The organism is Streptomyces sp. NRRL WC-3618, assembly GCF_001280005.1.
Lineage (GTDB): Bacteria > Actinomycetota > Actinomycetes > Streptomycetales > Streptomycetaceae > Streptomyces.
The window spans coordinates 1-16,799 of the sequence record NZ_LGDW01000068.1 but is presented as its reverse complement, the minus strand read 5'-3'; the positions used below and the strand labels follow the sequence as shown (position 1 = coordinate 16,799).

Here is a 16,799-nt window from a genome sequence, read left to right as displayed (position 1 = left end):
CTCCCGTCCGCCCCGCTCAACCGCCCCCGCCCGGCCGCGGGTTCGTCCGGCCCCGGCGCCGGCGCGTCCAGGACGGCCCGCAGCGCGGCCCCCCGGGCCAGTTCCGTCTCCGCGGTGCGCCCGCCGACGCCCGCCGCGGCCACCAGATGCACCCCGAGCCGCTCGCCCTCCCGGGCCACCGCCTCCAACGCCCGCACCACGGACCCCGCCGACGGCCGCCCCGGAGACCCCAGCGGCGGCGACACCAACGCGTCCAGGTCGTCGACGACCACCACGAGCCGGGCCAGTGGCGGTATCTCCGTACGCCGCCGACTCGCCGCCGGCCGCAACCTCATCGTCGAACTGGGCGGCGAATCGAGATCCCCGGCGCCCTCTCCCGCACCCGCGCCCGCGCTCACCGAACCGGGCGTGCCCGAACCGGACTTGGACCGCTGCGGCCCGATCCGGCCGGACAGTTCGCGCCCGGTGTGCCACTCGGCGAAACCGACCCGACCGAGCAACTCGGCCCGCCGTTTCAGTTCGGCGCTCAGCGACTGGGCGAACTCCCGCATCCGGACAGGGTCGTTGGCCGTGAGGTGAGTGGTGACATGCGGAAGGTCGGTACACACCCGCAGCCCCTCCCCGTGCTGCGTGGCCCCGCCACCACTGCCACTGCTTCCACCGGTGCCGTCCCGGCCGTCCATCAGCACGATGCCCAGCCGGTCGGGCCGCTCGGCGGCGGCCAGCGACGCGACGACCGCCCGCAGCAACTCCGTACGCCCGCTGCCGGGCGGCCCCTCGATCAGCAGGTGCGGTCCCTCGGCCGCGAGGTCCACGCCTACGGGGCCGCGCGGACCGGCGCCGAGTACGGCCCAGGCACGGCCGCCGAGCGTCTCGGTGTCGTCGGCGGCGTCCGCCCAGCGGGCCATCAGGGACGCCGGGGTGGCCCGGGCCAGCCCCAACTCGTCGAGCAGCCGCGCCGCTTGTGGCAACGGCGCGGAGACCCGCTGCTGCCGGCCCCCGGTGGCACCGTCGGTGCGCAGCGGAGCCAGCGCCCGCGCGAACCGCTCGGCCCACGCCAGGGACACCGCGTCCACGGCGGCGACAGAGCCCTGTCCGACCAGGCCCGCGCTCCCGGCGGTCGTCCGGCCCGTCGCACCGCCGAAGCCGTCACCGGATTCGCCCGGGTCGTCGAAGTCGAAGCCGAAGTCGGTGTCGGCGGACCGGGACCCCTCCCGGCCGGACCCGGACCCCTCCCGGCCGGGCGCGGGCACCCCCGTCCGGGCCACCCGCATCACATGCAGGGCCGTGGCCACGTCGCCGCTGAGCAGCGCCACCGCCCCGCACTCACGGAACGGCGGTGAGGCCGCGCACGCCGCCTCGTACGTCTCCGTCACCGGAGACGCGGGCGACGCCGCCTCCGTCTCCGCGAGGCACACGACGTGGATCCCGGCCCGGGGTCCCTCCTGCGCCAGCCGCGCGACGGCCTCCCGGACCGCCGCGCCGCCCGGGTCGCCGTCCACGACGACCACGGTGTACGGCCCCACGAAACCGTCCGCCGACTCGGCGGGGTCGTCGTCCCGGGCCCAGGAAGGCCGCCTGGCCGCGCCCTGGGGTGCGCCCCGGTCGCCCGGGTCCGCTTCTCCGTCGCCGGAGGCGAGGCTCTGCGCCATCGCCTCCGTGTCGTGGTCCTCGAGGCGGCGCAGGAGTTCGTCGGTGCGGGCCGTGGCCTGTTCGCGGTCGTAGGCGAGCAGGAGGCGGCAGTCCTGGCCGTGGCCGGGGCGCAGATGGGGGAGCCAGCCGAGCCACGACCACTCGGCGGTGCGCTCCTCGGGGGTACGCGCGCGGTCCGTGCTGATCAGGACGACTTCCAGGGCCTCCGGGGAGTGCAGCGCCGTCAGCTGGGCCACCACCGCGCGGGCCAGCCCCGCGAGCCGCGCGCGCGGCCCCGCCAGCCCCAGCGCCCCGACCTCACGCAGCCCGGCGGTCACCGGTACGGCGGGCAGCAGCCCCGAGCCGTCGGGGGCCGCGCGGTCCGCCGTACCCAGCCGGACCGTGAGCGCTTCCGGATGACCCGGGCCGCGCTCCCAGAGCCGGGGGCCGGGGCCCAGGGCCGTGAGCAGCAGCGTCGCCGGGTCGGGCCAGCGCTCCGGTGCGTGCGACGGGGCGTCCGCGAACTCCGGGGCGGCCTGGTCGGACACCGGCCCCTCGTCGGCGTACACCTCGCCCTCGGTCGTCTCCTGCTCCGCGCGCCCGCCGGTCAGCCGCCGCGCCCACTTGGAGAGGCCGCCGCGCCTGCGCACACCCTGCGGAACATCCGTCCCCCTGAGGGGCGTTCCCTTGCGTCCGGAGCTGGGGGTCGAGGCCTCCGCCTCATCCGCGCCCTCGTCGTGCGGGCGTGCCTGCGGTACCGGGGCTGCCCCGGACACCGGCCGCGGTACGGAGAACCCGGCCCCATGGGTGTCACCGGCCGTACCCGTGGCCTTCCGGCTCTCGATCCGGGGTGCCCGGCCCTGTCCGGGAACGAGCGGCTGCGTGGCCTGCGCCGGGTCGGAGGCTGCCGGGCTGGAGGCTGCCGGGCTGGAGGCATCCGAGGATGCCCAGCCCGCCGAACCGTAGGCGTGATGGGTCTCCCCGGAGGGCGGTTTCGCCGTGCCGCCGTGCCGCCGTCCCACGCGCGCGTGGGACGGCGAGGAGAGCCGGCTTCCGTGGGGGTCCTGGTCGTCGCCCTCGGGGCTTCCCGGCTCCGCCGCCGGGCGTCCCGCGGCCCTCGCGCGTCCTTCGGCGACGCTCACGCGCACGTGGCCCTCGCCGTCGGGGGTCGTGCCCACGCGGGCGCCCGCGTCCCCGGGCGGTGTCAGCCGCAGGGCCGACTCGCCGATGCGCAGCAGCGCGCCCGGCGCGAGACGGACCGGGCGGGTCCCGAGGCGGGTGCCGGACAACGTCGTACCGTTCGTGGAGTTGAGGTCCGCGACCGCTATGCGGCCGTCCTCCGAGACCGTGACCGCGCAGTGCAGCCGGGAGACGTCCGGGTCGTCCAGCGGGACGTCGGCGTCGGCGGAGCGGCCGATGGTGATCTGGCCGCCGTGCAGGAGGTGGACCCCGCCCGCGTCCGGTCCCGCGACCACGTGCAGCTGGGCCGCCACCTCGTCGGCCTCGGGGTGGGGTTCGGGCTCCGCGGGCGTACCGAGGGCGAGCACCGCGCCGTCGATCAGCGGCGGCTCGCCGAGGGTGCAGCGCTGGGCGTCGAGGCGCTGGTCACCCGCGTAGAGCACCACCGCGCCGCCGCTCTCGCGCTCCCGGCCTCGCTCGGGCGGCGCCGAACCCCCGTCGCCCACGACGACCGACGCGAGGGCCGAGGCGACCGAGGCGAGCGCCGTGCCGGCGGGAGCGGTGACCAGCACATCGCGACTCGCGGCACGCGCCCACGGCTCCGAGGGCGGCCCCAGTGGGTCTACGACGGTCAACCGGATCTGCATCGCCGTCAGCGGTCCCTTCTGCGCGGACACCCGGAAAGGAGGACGAAGCCACGCCACGGGTCCCACCACCGCGGACTTCCCCCACCGCACACGAGCACGTAGGCCAGTACTGGAGGCATCCTCGCACCTGCCACTGACAACGCGCCCGCCCCCCACCCATAAGTGATCTTGAATGGTCACCTCTGCCCGCAAAAGTGCCTGACCAGTGGCTGACGGCTGTCCGTTTGGGATCGGTTTGGTAATCGGTTTGAGATCGGTCACGTTCGGGATTCGGCAACCGAGGCGACGGTCGGGACGTCTTTCCCATCGACTTTCCGACGATTTTCCAGCCTCTTCCTTCCAGCCTCTTCGCGTCGAACGCGCGAAGGAACCCGTACGTAGCCCCCTGTGGGTGGCGTCCGTCGCCCAGGGTGTCCGGGGAACGCGGCACTACAGTGGGTCGGAAGACCGTGTACGTGATGTACGTATGTAAGGGAGCCATGACGTGCGGCCGGTAGGGAGCAAGTACCTCCTTGAGGAGCCGCTGGGACGCGGCGCCACAGGCACCGTCTGGCGCGCCCGCCAGAGGGAGACCGCGGGAGCCGAGGCGGCCGTGCCCGGCCAGCCCGGCGAGACCGTGGCGATCAAGGTCCTCAAGGAGGAGCTCGCAAACGACGCGGACATCGTGATGCGCTTCCTGCGCGAGCGGTCCGTGCTGCTGCGGCTGATCCACCCGAACATCGTCCGCGTACGGGACCTGGTGGTCGAGGGCGATCTGCTGGCGCTGGTCATGGACCTGATCGACGGGCCCGACCTGCACCGGTACCTGCGGGAGAACGGTCCCTTCACGCCGGTCGCCGCCGCCCTCCTCACCGCCCAGATCGCCGACGCGCTCGCCGTCAGCCACGCCGACGGTGTCGTGCACCGGGACCTGAAGCCCGCCAACGTCCTGCTCATGCAGGACAACGGCCGGATGCACCCGATGCTCACCGACTTCGGCATCGCCCGCCTAGCCGACTCCCCGGGCCTCACCCGCACCCACGAGTTCGTCGGCACGCCCGCGTACGTCGCCCCGGAGTCCGCCGAAGGCCGTCCGCAGACCTCCGCCGTCGACATCTACGGCGCCGGCATCCTCATGTACGAGCTGGTCACCGGCCGTCCGCCGTTCGGTGGCGGGTCCGCCCTCGAGGTACTGCACCAGCACCTCACCGCCGAGCCGCGCCGCCCCTCGACCGTGCCCGAACCCCTGTGGACGGTCATCGAGCGCTGCCTGCGCAAGAACCCGGACGAACGGCCCAGCGCCGAGAACCTCGCGCGCGGGCTGCGCGTCGTCGCCGAGGGCATCGGCGTCCACTCCAACTCGATGCAGATCGCGGCGGCCGAGGGGGTCGTCCACCTGCTCGCACCGGACCCGGCGCCGACCGCGGTGCCCGGCGCGGGCGACCCGACCCAGGTGCTGCCGCACAGCGCGGGCGCCCCGGGCGCGTACGACCCGAACGCCGCCACCAGCGTTCTGCCGCACACCGGGGTGCCGGGTCCCGTGGGGATGGGTGCCATGGGTGCCCCGGATCCCACGGCCGTCATGCCGCCCGTACCGCAGAACCAGTCCCCGGGCCCCGGCGCGGGCTCCGAGGACCCGCACCCCTGGCAGAACCAGCTGCGTGCCGCCCGGGACCGCAACGAACAGACCCAGGTCCAGTACCTGGACCCGGGCGACGACCCGCTGCGCCGCCGTCCCCAGCGCCAGCCGGGCCGGCCGCCGCAGCAACAGCCCCAGCAGCAGCCGCCGTCTCGTCAGCAGCAGCGGGGGCCGCAGCCGCAGCCCGGATACGGGTATCCGCAGGGGCCGGGGCAGCCGCCTCAGCACCAGCAGTACGCGCCCCAGCACCAGCAGCCGCAGCGGTACGCCCCGCCCGCGCCCGCTCCCGCCCCCCAGCGCCCTCATCAGCCCGAGGCACGGCCGCCGCGCGAGCCGAGGGAACCCCGGCAGCGCAGCGCCAACCCGATGAAGATCCCCGGGCTCGGCTGCCTCAAGGGATGCCTGTTCACGATCGTCATCCTGTTCGTCGCCGCGTGGCTGATCTGGGAACTGAGCCCGCTGCAGGAGTGGGTCGGATCGACGAAGGGGTTCTTCGCGCAGCTCGGTGACTGGATCGACACGGTCAGCGGGTGGGTGGGGAAGCTCAGCGGTGATTCCGGGGGCTCTGGAGGCTCTGGAGGCTCTGGGGGTGCCGGGAACTGACCCGGGGGCCGAGGGCCGGGGGCGCGCGGGTGTGTCCCGGTGGTGCGCGGGTGTGTCCCGGTTGCCCTGGCTCTCCTGGCTGCTCCGGTCGGGCAATCAGGGATATCCGGGGCATTTGAGGATCAAGTGGGCGGTGTTGCGGCTGTGATTCCGGTGCGACTCTGGGGATTTGTCGACACCTGGCGGGTGATTTCCGTCCCGGCGGTGAAGGTTGGGGCTTCGGACGCGTAGTTTTATCGGCTGAGGTCGAGGTCGGTCGGCTGAGGTCTGTCGGCTGGAGGCCCGGGGGCCCGCGGCGCAGCCGTTGGTGTCACGCCCCGGATCGGCGCCGCGTCGGCAACACGCGTCTGTAGGAGCAGTCTTGGCACGGAAGATCGGCAGCCGGTACACCGCCAACCAGATCCTGGGGCGGGGCAGCGCCGGCACGGTGTGGCTGGGCGAGGGTCCCGAGGGGCCGGTCGCCGTCAAGCTGTTGCGTGAGGACCTGGCGTCGGACCAGGAGCTCGTCGGACGCTTCGTGCAGGAGCGGACCGCGCTGCTCGGCCTCGAACATCCGAACATCGTGTCCGTACGGGACCTGGTGGTCGACGGCAACGACCTCGCGCTCGTCATGGACCTGGTGCGAGGTACGGACCTGCGCACCCGGCTCGACCGCGAGCGCAGGCTCGCCCCCGAGGCCGCGGTCGCGATAGTGGCCGACGTCGCGGACGGGCTGGCCGCCGCGCACGCCGCGGGGGTCGTGCACCGCGACGTGAAGCCGGAGAACGTCCTGCTGGACATGCAGGGCCCGCTGGGACCCGGCGGCTCGCACCCCGCCCTCCTGACGGACTTCGGCGTCGCGAAACTGATCGACTCACCGCGCCGGACCCGGGCCACGAAGATCATCGGTACGCCGGACTATCTGGCGCCGGAGATCGTCGAGGGCCTGCCTCCGCGCGCGGCGGTCGACATCTACGCGCTGGCGACCGTCCTGTACGAGCTGCTGGCCGGCTTCACGCCCTTCGGTGGCGGTCACCCGGGCGCGGTCCTGCGCAGGCACGTGACGGAGACGGTGGTACCGCTCCCCGGGATCCCCGAGGAACTGTGGCAGCTGCTCGTGCAGTGTCTGGCGAAGGCGCCGGCGTCGCGGTTGCGGGCATCGGAGCTGGGGGTGCGGCTGCGGGAGCAGTTGCCGTTGCTGGTGGGGATGCCGCCGCTGGACGTGGACGAGCCCGATGCGGAGGACGGCGCGGAGTCCGGGCAGGGCCCCGGGCACGGTCAGGGTCCCGGTGCGCGGGACGAGGCGTACGACGAGGTGGCCGTGCCGACGGGGGAGCGGGTGCGGCGGGGGGCGGTGCCCCTGGTGCGGGGTACGAAGCCGGACTCCAACCGGGACACGCATACGTCGATGCGGGTGCCCGGGCCGGACGAGCTGGCGGGCGGGGCGCTGGGGACGGCGCGTGTGCCGCGGCCTGCGGGTGCGCCGCGGCCGGGGTCGGCGCGGCATCGTGCTTCGGCGCGGCGGCGCAGGGTCGCGTTGGGGGCGGCGGGGGTGGTGCTGGTGGCGGCGGTCGGGGTCGGTGCGTGGCTGGCCACGTCGGGCGACGACGCGGGGGCGCCCCCGCAGGACACGAGAAACTCGGCACCGGCGGCGCCGTGAGGGGATTTTCGCCCCCGCCGCCCTTACCCGTCCCTCCCCCAGAGGGGGGACCCCCACGGGGGCTGCCGCCCGCGGACCCCCGCTGTCGGCCCTGAAGGGGCCTCGTCCTCAAACGCCGGACGGGCTGAGAGGCCTGGGCCCGGGCTTGATGGAAGCGGCAAACGGGCTGGTGGGTGGGAAACACGGTCTCTGTGGCCTCCCAGGCCAAAGAAACGGCGCCGAAAACCTGCCGCTCGGCGGAGCCGTTACGCTGGTGTCGTGGCAGTCGTCGATGTATCCGAAGAGCTCAAGTCCCTCTCCTCGACCATGGAGTCGATCGAGGCCGTCCTGGACCTCGACAAGCTGAGGGCAGATGTCGCCGTGCTCGAGGAGCAGGCGGCAGCGCCGTCCCTGTGGGACGACCCGGAGGAAGCGCAGAAGATCACCAGCAAGCTCTCCCACCTCCAGGCGGAGGTGAGGAAGGCCGAGGCGCTGCGCGGCCGGATCGACGATCTGAGCGTGCTCTTCGAGATGGCCGAGGAGGAGGACGACCCGGACACCCGCGCCGAGGCCGAGACGGAGCTCACCTCCGTCAGGAAGGCCCTCGACGAGATGGAGGTCCGTACTCTCCTCTCCGGCGAGTACGACGCCCGTGAGGCTCTCGTCAACATCCGCGCGGAGGCCGGTGGCGTGGACGCCGCCGACTTCGCCGAGAAGCTGCAGCGGATGTACCTGCGGTGGGCCGAGCAGAAGGGCTACAAGACCGAGGTCTACGAGACGTCGTACGCCGAAGAGGCCGGCATCAAGTCGACCACCTTCGCCGTCCAGGTGCCGTACGCCTACGGGACGCTGTCCGTGGAGCAGGGCACGCATCGCCTCGTACGCATCTCGCCCTTCGACAACCAGGGCCGTCGGCAGACCTCGTTCGCCGGTGTGGAGATCCTGCCGGTCGTCGAGACGACCGATCACATCGAGATCGACGAGTCCGAGCTGCGGGTGGACGTCTACCGTTCGTCCGGCCCCGGCGGTCAGGGCGTCAACACCACCGACTCCGCGGTGCGGCTGACCCACCTCCCCACGGGCATCGTCGTCTCCTGCCAGAACGAGCGGTCGCAGATCCAGAACAAGGCCTCCGCGATGAACGTGCTCCAGGCCAAGCTCCTCGACCGGCGCCGTCAGGAGGAGCAGGCCAAGATGAACGCCCTCAAGGGCGACGGCGGCAACTCCTGGGGCAACCAGATGCGTTCGTACGTCCTGCACCCGTACCAGATGGTCAAGGACCTGCGGACGGAATTCGAAGTGGGCAACCCGGAGTCCGTGTTCAACGGTGAGATCGACGGTTTCCTCGAAGCCGGAATTCGCTGGCGCAAGCAGCAGGAGAAGTAGAACTCCTTATCGACAAAGCAACCGCCGCCCACCGGGCGGCGGTTGCTTCGTGTCTGGGGATGTCTGGATTTTACATCACACTCACAGGGTCCGATGTGCGGCAAGGGTGGAACAAGGGGACATTGCGCGCGCAACGACCTTGACGTGCACTTGGAAAATCGAAAAGGTGAGCTCGGCATGCGTATCTCTGGGGCGCATGTGAACCGGGGGGCTTTGCTTGCCGCCCCGTCGATCACCGCCCCGACGCGGCTCCACCTGACGAACAGCTACTGGGGGTAGCAGCCATATGACCAAGAAGACGCGGATTCGTGTCGCCCGAATAGCCGCCGGCGTGGTGATCGCCGCCGGTGCCTCGCTGACGACCGCGGGCATCGCCTCCGCCGACGAGTGCGACCTGCTCGGTATCTGCGCCGGTACGCCGAGCCCTGACCCGGTTCCGGACCCGGTTCCGGACCCGACCCCTCCCTCGACCGAGCTCCCGAGTGTTCCGGCGACGCCGGAACCCGACCCCTCTCCGGTTATCCCGACGCCTTCGCAGCCGGCCCCCACCACGGCCGCCCCGGAGCCCTCGGAGCCGGAGGAGCCCTCCACCGAGCCGAGTGAGCCCGCCGAGGACGACCCGTCCGACGATCCGACCGGCGACGCCGGCAACGGCAACGGCAACGGTTCTGGAAACGGCAACGGTTCCGGTACGGACACCGACGGTGGCAACAACGCCGACCCCGACGGCGGCTCGAACGCCTCCGTCCAGGAAGAGGGCACCTCGGCCCTCACCGACACGGGCTCGGAGACCGCGGCCCAGGGTTCGGGCCCCGAGCTCGCCGAGACCGGTGCCGCCGAGACGACCTTCCTGATCATCGGTGCGGCCACGATGATCGCCGGCGGTATCGCCTTCCGCGTTCTCCCGCGCCTCGTGGGCGGCCGTGGCGGCGCCGCAGCCTAGTAGCACCCGCCGTACCCAGTAGTACGTAGTACGTACACACAAGGGCCCGGAGCTTCGCCGCTCCGGGCCCTTGGTGTGTCCTGTGATGTCCTGCGAGGGTGACCGGCACTTCGCCTGCCGTCGCGTCCGCGCTCGGACTACGCCGTCTGGTGCGCCACCAGCGCCAGTGCGGCTATCAGCACCGCCAGCAGCGCGATCAGCGCCATCGGGTTGAGTCCGGCGAACGGGCTCTCCTGCTGCAACCGCTCGCGGTTGGCCCGGCAGACGTGACAGCGCCCCTCGCTCACGGGCGCCGCGCAGTTCGCGCACACCAATCGGTCGTACGTCATGCGCCTCGCCCTCCTTGCACCGCTTCCGCTTACACAACGTTTCCGGGACCGCAACCGTTCCCGACTCCACGCTCCACTGTGACAGGTTCCGCGGATTTCGGCGCGGTCCGCCTTATCCTGCCCCGCGCTTCCACGGCTCAGTCGAGGTCGCGCGGCCGCCCGCCGACCGGCATAAAAGGGCACAACCCTTGTGTAAAGCACTCCCCTGCCTGCACTGCGGTGCTCGGTTCGCGTATGGTCACCGTCACCTGCCCCCGATGGTCCGTGGTGTATCCGTGATCCGATTCGACAGCGTCTCCAAGGTCTACCCCAAGCAGAACCACCCCGCTCTCAGGGATGTCACCCTGGAGGTCGAGAAGGGTGAGTTCATCTTCCTCGTCGGGTCCTCCGGCTCCGGAAAGTCCACCTTCCTGCGGCTGATCCTCCGCGAGGAGCGCGCCAGCCACGGCCAGGTGCACGTCCTCGGCAAGGACCTCGCGCGCCTGTCCAACTGGAAGGTGCCGCAGATGCGGCGCCAGCTGGGGACGGTGTTCCAGGACTTCCGGCTGCTGCCGAACAAGACGGTCGCCGAGAACGTCGCCTTCGCCCAGGAAGTCATCGGCAAGTCGAAGGGCGAGATCCGCAAGTCCGTGCCCCAGGTGCTCGACCTCGTCGGCCTCGGCGGCAAGGAGGAGCGGATGCCCGGTGAGCTGTCCGGTGGTGAGCAGCAGCGCGTCGCCATCGCGAGGGCCTTCGTCAACCGGCCCAAACTGCTGATCGCCGACGAGCCGACCGGCAACCTCGACCCTCAGACCTCCGTCGGCATCATGAAGCTGCTCGACCGGATCAACCGGACGGGCACGACCGTGGTGATGGCGACGCACGACCAGAACATCGTGGACCAGATGCGCAAGCGCGTCATCGAGCTGGAGAAGGGCCGTCTCGTCCGCGACCAGGCGCGCGGCGTCTACGGCTACCAGCACTGACAGTCCTCGGAGTTCTCGGAGTTCTCGGAAAGGCTTGAGCACGCCATGCGCGCCCAGTTCGTACTGTCGGAGATCGGTGTCGGTCTCCGTCGCAATCTGACGATGACGTTCGCCGTCGTCGTCTCCGTCGCCCTCTCCCTCGCCCTGTTCGGCGGGTCGCTCCTGATGAGCGACCAGGTCAGCACGATGAAGGGCTACTGGTACGACAAGGTCAACGTCTCGGTGTTCCTCTGCAACAAGAGCGATGCCGAGTCCGACCCGAACTGTGCCAAGGGCGCGGTGACCAGCGAACAGAAGACGCAGATCCTCGCTGATCTGAAGAAGATGAACTCGGTCGTCCAGGCGGTGACGTACGAGTCCGCGGACCAGGCCTACAAGCACTACAAGGAGCAGTTCGGCGACTCCCCGCTGGCCAGTTCGCTCACCCCGGACCAGATGCAGGAGTCGTACCGGATCAAGCTCAAGGACCCGGAGAAGTACCAGGTCATCGCGACCGCCTTCGACGGGCGTGACGGTGTGCAGTCCGTGCAGGACCAGAAAGGCATCCTTGACAACCTCTTCGGGTTGCTCAACGGCATGAACTGGGCCGCCCGGGCGGTGATGGCGCTGATGCTCGTCGTCGCGCTGATGCTGATCGTCAACACCGTGCGTGTGTCCGCGTTCAGCCGTCGGCGTGAGACCGGGATCATGCGGCTCGTCGGTGCCTCCGGGTTCTACATTCAGGCGCCGTTCATCATGGAGGCCGCCGTCGCCGGGCTGATCGGTGGCGGTGTGGCCTGTGCCTTCCTGCTGGTCGCGCGGTACTTCATCATCGATCACGGGCTGGCCCTGTCCGAGAAGCTGAACCTGATCAACTTCATCGGCTGGGACGCCGTACTCACCAAGCTTCCGCTCATCCTCGCGACGAGTCTGCTGATGCCCGCGCTTGCCGCGTTCTTCGCGTTGCGCAAGTACCTGAAGGTGTGACGCATGCCAAGGGGGCCGTTCGGTCAACAGACCGTACGGCCCTTCGCGTTGTCCTAGACTCACCGGCATGTCGGGCCGCGACCTGTTCACACAGCCCCGCCGCGCAGGCCGCGGGGCGGCTCTGACGTTGCTCTTCGCCGGTGTCCTGGTCGCCGGCGCGGCCACCGGCTCGTTCCCCGAGCCCGCCGAGCGCAGGGCCTCCCTCCCGGACACGGCCCGTCCTGCCGCCCCCACCGGGCACCACGAGGACGTCGCCGCAGCTGCCGCCGCGGCCATGGCCGCCGGCAAGTCCCCCATGGAGGCCGCCGAGCGCGCCGTCAGCCGCAGCGGGGACCGCTGGGCGGCGGTGTACTCACCGGGGGAGTACGAGGAGCTGGAGGAGGCCCTCGACGGCCGGTACACGGGCGTCGGGCTGTGGGCGCGGCGTGAGCGGGACGGCCGGATCGAGGTCACCCGGGTGCGGTCCGGGTCGCCCGCGGCCGACGCCGGGATCCGTAGCGGCGACCGGCTGCGGAGCGTGGACGGCAAGAAGGTCGACGGGCAGCCGGTCACCGAGGTCGTCTCCTTACTGCGCGGCGACGGGCAGGACGCGGCCGCCGGTACGACCGTCCGGCTCGGACTGCAACGCGGCACGCGCGCGTGGAGCGAGACCGTACGCCGGGCACAGCTCTCCACGGACTCCGCGACCGTCCGGCAGGTCGCCGAGAGCAAGGTCACCGTCATCCAGGTCTCCGCCTTCACCAAGGGCGTCGGCGACGTGGTGCGCACCGCCGTACGGGCGGCCCGTCCCGGCGCCGGGATCATTCTCGACCTGCGCGGCAACTCAGGCGGCCTGGTCACCGAGGCCGTCACCGCCGCCTCCGCCTTCCTCGACGGCGGCCTCGTCGCCACGTACGACGTCAACGGTGAGCAGCGCGCCCTGCACGCCGAACCGGGCGGCGACACCACCAGACCCCTGGTCGCGCTCGTCGACGGCGGCACGATGAGCGCGGCCGAGCTGCTCACCGGCGCCCTCCAGGACCGTGGCCGGGCGGTCGTCGTGGGCTCGCGGACCTTCGGCAAGGGCTCGGTGCAGATGCCGAGCCGGCTGCCCGACGGCTCCGTCGCGGAACTGACCGTCGGCCACTACCGCACCCCTTCGGGGCGTGGCGTCGACGGGGTGGGCCTCACCCCGGACCTCGACGCCGACCGGGGCGCACTGGAGCAGGCGGAGACCGTGCTGAGCGGCCTGGGCGATCCCTCGTAGCGCCCTCCTGGTCTCCAGGTAATCGACTTTCCTTCCGGCGCCCTCATGGTGCGAAAATGGCGGCACTATGGCTAAGGAAAAAGGGCGCAAGCTGATCGCCCAGAACAAGAAGGCGCGCCACGACTACGCCATCATCGACACCTACGAGGCCGGTCTGGTCCTCACCGGTACCGAGGTGAAGTCGCTGCGCCAGGGGCGGGCCTCACTCGTCGACGGCTTCGTGCAGCTCGACGGGCACGAGGCGTGGCTGCACAACGTGCATGTGCCGGAGTACAGTCAGGGCACCTGGACCAACCACAGCGCCCGGCGCAAGCGGAAGCTGCTGCTGCACCGCGCGGAGATCGAGAAACTGGAGTCGAAGTCGCAGGAGTCGGGTCACGCGATCGTGCCCCTCGCCCTGTACTTCAAGGACGGCCGGGCGAAGATCGAGATCGCGCTGGCGCGAGGCAAGAAGGAGTACGACAAGCGACAGACACTGCGGGAGAAGCAGGACCGTCGCGAGACGGACAAGGCGGTCTCGGCGGTGCGGCGCAGGCAGCAGCACGCGTAGCACCCGCGCGGCGGCGCGACCGGCGGGCGGGAATATTGGTGGCACGCGCGCGCGTTGGTCACGTACGATGGCGATCGCACCTCACCGAGGGTGCATGGTCCTCCTCGGAGGACTCCTCTTCGGAGGGCTTGAAAAAACAACATGGGGATGATCGGTTTCGACAGCGGCTGTCGAAGCAGGTGAAGCGTGTCGAGGAAGCGGCCATGATCTCGTAAACCACAGGCCGAAAAAAATAATCGCCAATTCAAACAGCGATTCTTCCAAGGCGCAGTTCCACCTCGCTGCCTGATTAGGTAGCGAGTGGACTGCTCCTTACTAAAGGGAGTGTCAGCCCGGGAGTGTTCCCGACCCGGATCCTGGCATCAGCTAGGGGACTAAACCTTGATCCCGGTCACGGGGTGAAGAGGGAAATCTAACAGTGACTGGGCCCGTCGGCGACTTGTTCGCGTGATCGCCGGGGCCAAGAAAAGCACAGCGAACTGCACACGGAGAAGCCCTGATTCCGCACCGTTGGACGCGGGTTCGATTCCCGCCATCTCCACAATTCCCATGTTATGCAGTGCCAAGAGCCCCGTCGCTTACGAGCGACGGGGCTCTTGGCGTGCCTGCGCGTCAGCCCTTGTCGGTAGGCGGAGAATCTCGTCCGGACGGGGAGCGGGGAAGGCCGGCCCCTTTGAGTGCGGCACGCGAGGCTGGACTGCTCTACGGGTTTATCCGTTGGTCGCCGGGCCTGACAATCTGCCGGTGATCACGGATGTCAGGACCGTGGCCAAGAACCTCCCGCTGGCCGTACTTTCCGCCCTGGCACACGCCCGCAGCCGCGACGGCGACGTCATACTGGAGGTAATCGGCGCCGTTCTGCAGGAAATGCGGCAAACCGATCCCGACACTGCCGAGTACTTCTTCGACTTCCTGGAACTCACCCTGGGTAAGACACCAGCAGGAAAGAAATGGAAGGACATCATGTCGTTCGTCAGCTACTTCCCCGGCCGGGGGACGGTTCGTGAGACGGCCTATCTCGAAGGAGAGGCCAAAGGCAAAGCCAAGGGGGGAGGCAAGGGGATCCTGCTCGTGCTGGAGGTGCGTGGCATCTCCGTACCGGACGACGTGCGCGAACGCATCACCACCTGCACCGATCTCGACCGGATCGACACCTGGCTGGAGCGTTCCCGGACGGTAGCGTGCGCGGAGGACCTGTTTGCCGGGGATCCGGAGTCCGTGCCGAGCGATCCGGAACAGGGCTGACCGTCGTCGATGCGGTGACGGCAGCGCTCCGGCGAACTGTCTGAGCTGTCCAGGTGATCGCCTCGCCATAAGGTTCTCGGCATGAGCATCATCGGGGTCGGTATCGATGTGGCGGAGATCGACCGGTTCGCGGTGTCCATGGAGCGGACGCCCGGGCTGGTCCAACGGCTGTTTCTGGAGAGCGAGTTGCTGCTGCCCAGTGGTGAGCGGCGCGGTGTTGCCTCGCTGGCTGCCCGGTTCGCCGCCAAGGAGGCGCTCGCCAAGGCGCTGGGCGCCCCGGCCGGGCTCCTCTGGACGGACGCGGAGGTCTGCGTCGAGGACAGCGGGCGGCCCTGGCTGCGGGTGACGGGGACGGTGGCGGCGCGTGCCGCCGAACTCGGGGTGCAGTCGTGGCATGTGTCGCTCAGTCATGACGCGGGCGTGGCATCGGCTGTCGTGGTGGCGGAGGGGTAGGGGTAGGGCGCTCTGTCCAGGGTGCGGCCCGTGTGCGGCGGGCCGGGTGGTGGGTCGTGCGGGAGACTCGGACCATGCGAACTGCGTACAGCGTGGAGACGGTACGGGCGGCCGAGCGTGAGCTGATGGCGCGGTTGCCGGAGGGTGCGCTCATGCAGCGCGCGGCGGCCGGACTGGCCGTCGCCTGCGGTCAGTTGATGGGGCGGGTGTACGGCAGCCGGGTCGTCCTGTTCGTCGGCAGCGGCGACAACGGGGGCGACGCCCTGTACGCCGGTGCCCGGCTCGCCCGGCGCGGAGCGGGCGTCACGGCGGTGCTGCTCGCGCCGGAGCGCACGCACGCCGGGGGGCTCGCGGCGCTGAGGGCAGCGGGCGGGACGGTGGTTTCCGGGGCCGGTTCCGGTGATGGCGAGGGGGCGATTCGTCGCGCCGACCTCGTCGTCGACGGCATCGTCGGGATCGGGGGGCGGGGTGGACTGCGGGACGATGCCCTGCCGTTGGTGGAAGCGGTGCGGGAGGCGGGGGTCGCCGTCGTCGCCGTCGATCTGCCCAGCGGGGTCGACGCCGACAGCGGTGAGGTGCCCGGGGCGGCGATTCGGGCCGACCTGACCGTGACCTTCGGGACCCACAAGCCGGGGCTTCTCATCGACCCGGCGCGGGAGTACGCCGGGACCGTGCGGCTCGTCGACATCGGGCTCGGGGAGGTGCTGCCCGCGGCGCCCGAGCTGGAGGCGTTGCAACACGCGGACGTCGCCCGGCTGTTGCCGGTGCCCGGCGTCGAGAGCGACAAGTACCGGCGGGGCGTCGTCGGGATCGCGGCGGGCTCGGCGCGGTATCCGGGGGCCGCCGTGCTCGCCGTGGCCGGAGCGCTGCGGGGCGGCGCCGGGGCCGTGCGGTACGTGGGGCCGGCGGCCGACGCGGTGATCGCCCGCTTTCCCGAGGCGCTCGTGTCCGACCAGGGGCCGCACAAGGCGGGGCGGGTGCAGGCGTGGGTCGTGGGGCCCGGGGTCGGGGACGACGCCGGCACGGTCGCCGAGGCGCTGGAGGCGGACGTACCCGTGCTGATCGACGCGGACGGGCTGCGGCTGGCGGATCGGGGGGCGGTGCGGGGGCGTACCGCGCCGACGCTGATGACCCCCCATGCCGGGGAGGCCGCCGCGCTGCTCGGGGTGGGCCGGGCGGAGGTCGAGGGGGCGCGGTTGGCGGCGGTGCGGGAGATTGCCGCGCGGTATGGCGCGACGGTTCTTCTCAAGGGGTCGAGCACGTTGGTCGCGGACTCGGTGGGTGGTGGTGGTGCCGTGCGGGTGAACGCGACCGGGACGGGGTGGCTTGCCACCGCGGGTAGTGGGGATGTGCTGTCCGGGCTGAGTGGGTCGTTGCTTGCGGCGGGGCTTTCGGCGTTGGACGCGGGGAGTGTGGGGG

Annotated in this window: 13 protein-coding genes and 1 other RNA gene; 12 read left to right on the top strand and 2 right to left on the bottom strand. The window is 71.2% G+C overall.

Annotated elements, in window-relative coordinates; translation table 11 throughout:
* On the bottom strand, positions 1–3,458 hold a 3,458-nt coding region (locus tag ADL01_RS09745), incomplete at its 3' end, for an FHA domain-containing protein (RefSeq protein WP_078960415.1).
* 484 nt (positions 3,459–3,942) lie between these two features.
* Here ADL01_RS09745 and ADL01_RS09740 point away from each other — a divergent pair.
* From ADL01_RS09740 to ADL01_RS09725, 4 genes are all read left to right on the top strand, one after another.
* Positions 3,943–5,679, top strand: a complete 1,737-nt coding sequence (locus tag ADL01_RS09740; RefSeq protein WP_053741523.1) for a serine/threonine-protein kinase — start codon at positions 3,943–3,945, stop codon at positions 5,677–5,679.
* 361 nt (positions 5,680–6,040) lie between these two features.
* Positions 6,041–7,318 carry a serine/threonine-protein kinase gene (locus ADL01_RS09735; RefSeq protein ID WP_053741522.1) on the top strand — a complete coding sequence of 426 codons (1,278 nt, stop codon included), beginning with the start codon at positions 6,041–6,043 and terminating at the stop codon, positions 7,316–7,318.
* A 258-nt stretch (positions 7,319–7,576) separates the two neighbouring features.
* Complete coding sequence (gene prfB / locus ADL01_RS09730) at positions 7,577–8,683, top strand: peptide chain release factor 2 (protein WP_053741521.1); 1,107 nt, start codon at positions 7,577–7,579, stop codon at positions 8,681–8,683.
* A gap of 286 nt (positions 8,684–8,969) precedes the next feature.
* A complete protein-coding gene (locus ADL01_RS09725; protein ID WP_053741520.1) occupies positions 8,970–9,626 on the top strand; it encodes a hypothetical protein in 657 nt (218 codons plus the stop codon).
* A 137-nt stretch (positions 9,627–9,763) separates the two neighbouring features.
* Here ADL01_RS09725 and ADL01_RS09720 read toward each other — a convergent pair whose 3' ends face one another.
* Complete coding sequence (locus ADL01_RS09720; RefSeq protein WP_053741519.1) at positions 9,764–9,955, bottom strand: hypothetical protein; 192 nt, start codon at positions 9,953–9,955, stop codon at positions 9,764–9,766.
* 275 nt (positions 9,956–10,230) lie between these two features.
* On the opposite strand from ADL01_RS09720, the gene ftsE reads away from it, so the two are divergent.
* The 8 genes from ftsE to ADL01_RS09685 form a co-directional block, all read left to right on the top strand.
* Positions 10,231–10,920: a cell division ATP-binding protein FtsE gene (gene ftsE, locus ADL01_RS09715; RefSeq protein ID WP_053741518.1), complete on the top strand. Its 690-nt coding sequence runs from the start codon at positions 10,231–10,233 to the stop codon at positions 10,918–10,920.
* Between the two features lie 45 nt (positions 10,921–10,965).
* Positions 10,966–11,886: a permease-like cell division protein FtsX gene (gene ftsX, locus ADL01_RS09710; RefSeq protein WP_053741517.1), complete on the top strand. Its 921-nt coding sequence runs from the start codon at positions 10,966–10,968 to the stop codon at positions 11,884–11,886.
* Between the two features lie 67 nt (positions 11,887–11,953).
* The gene (locus tag ADL01_RS09705; RefSeq protein WP_053741516.1) at positions 11,954–13,132 is read left to right on the top strand and encodes a S41 family peptidase; all 1,179 of its coding nucleotides are present in this window, start codon (positions 11,954–11,956) and stop codon (positions 13,130–13,132) included.
* Between the two features lie 67 nt (positions 13,133–13,199).
* Positions 13,200–13,682, top strand: a complete 483-nt coding sequence (smpB, locus tag ADL01_RS09700; protein WP_053741515.1) for an SsrA-binding protein SmpB — start codon at positions 13,200–13,202, stop codon at positions 13,680–13,682.
* Between the two features lie 143 nt (positions 13,683–13,825).
* Positions 13,826–14,226, top strand: a transfer-messenger RNA (tmRNA) gene (ssrA, locus tag ADL01_RS40995).
* 200 nt (positions 14,227–14,426) lie between these two features.
* The gene (locus tag ADL01_RS09695) at positions 14,427–14,927 is read left to right on the top strand and encodes a hypothetical protein (protein ID WP_234354572.1); all 501 of its coding nucleotides are present in this window, start codon (positions 14,427–14,429) and stop codon (positions 14,925–14,927) included.
* Between the two features lie 81 nt (positions 14,928–15,008).
* Positions 15,009–15,380 (top strand): holo-ACP synthase, encoded by a 372-nt coding sequence (locus ADL01_RS09690; protein WP_053741514.1) that lies wholly within the window; start codon positions 15,009–15,011, stop codon positions 15,378–15,380.
* 74 nt (positions 15,381–15,454) lie between these two features.
* Positions 15,455–16,799: NAD(P)H-hydrate epimerase (locus ADL01_RS09685; RefSeq protein WP_053741513.1), on the top strand; the 1,345-nt coding region annotated here is incomplete at its 3' end.

Bases quoted from the DNA above. Each gene is read 5' to 3' on its own strand.
- ADL01_RS09725 (WP_053741520.1), top strand. From the start codon at position 8,970: ATGACCAAGAAGACGCGGATTCGTGTCGCCCGAATAGCCGCCGGCGTG.
- ADL01_RS09720 (WP_053741519.1), bottom strand. From the start codon at position 9,955: ATGACGTACGACCGATTGGTGTGCGCGAACTGCGCGGCGCCCGTGAGC.
- ftsX (WP_053741517.1), top strand. From the start codon at position 10,966: ATGCGCGCCCAGTTCGTACTGTCGGAGATCGGTGTCGGTCTCCGTCGC.
- ADL01_RS09705 (WP_053741516.1), top strand. From the start codon at position 11,954: ATGTCGGGCCGCGACCTGTTCACACAGCCCCGCCGCGCAGGCCGCGGG.
- smpB (WP_053741515.1), top strand. From the start codon at position 13,200: ATGGCTAAGGAAAAAGGGCGCAAGCTGATCGCCCAGAACAAGAAGGCG.
- ADL01_RS09690 (WP_053741514.1), top strand. From the start codon at position 15,009: ATGAGCATCATCGGGGTCGGTATCGATGTGGCGGAGATCGACCGGTTC.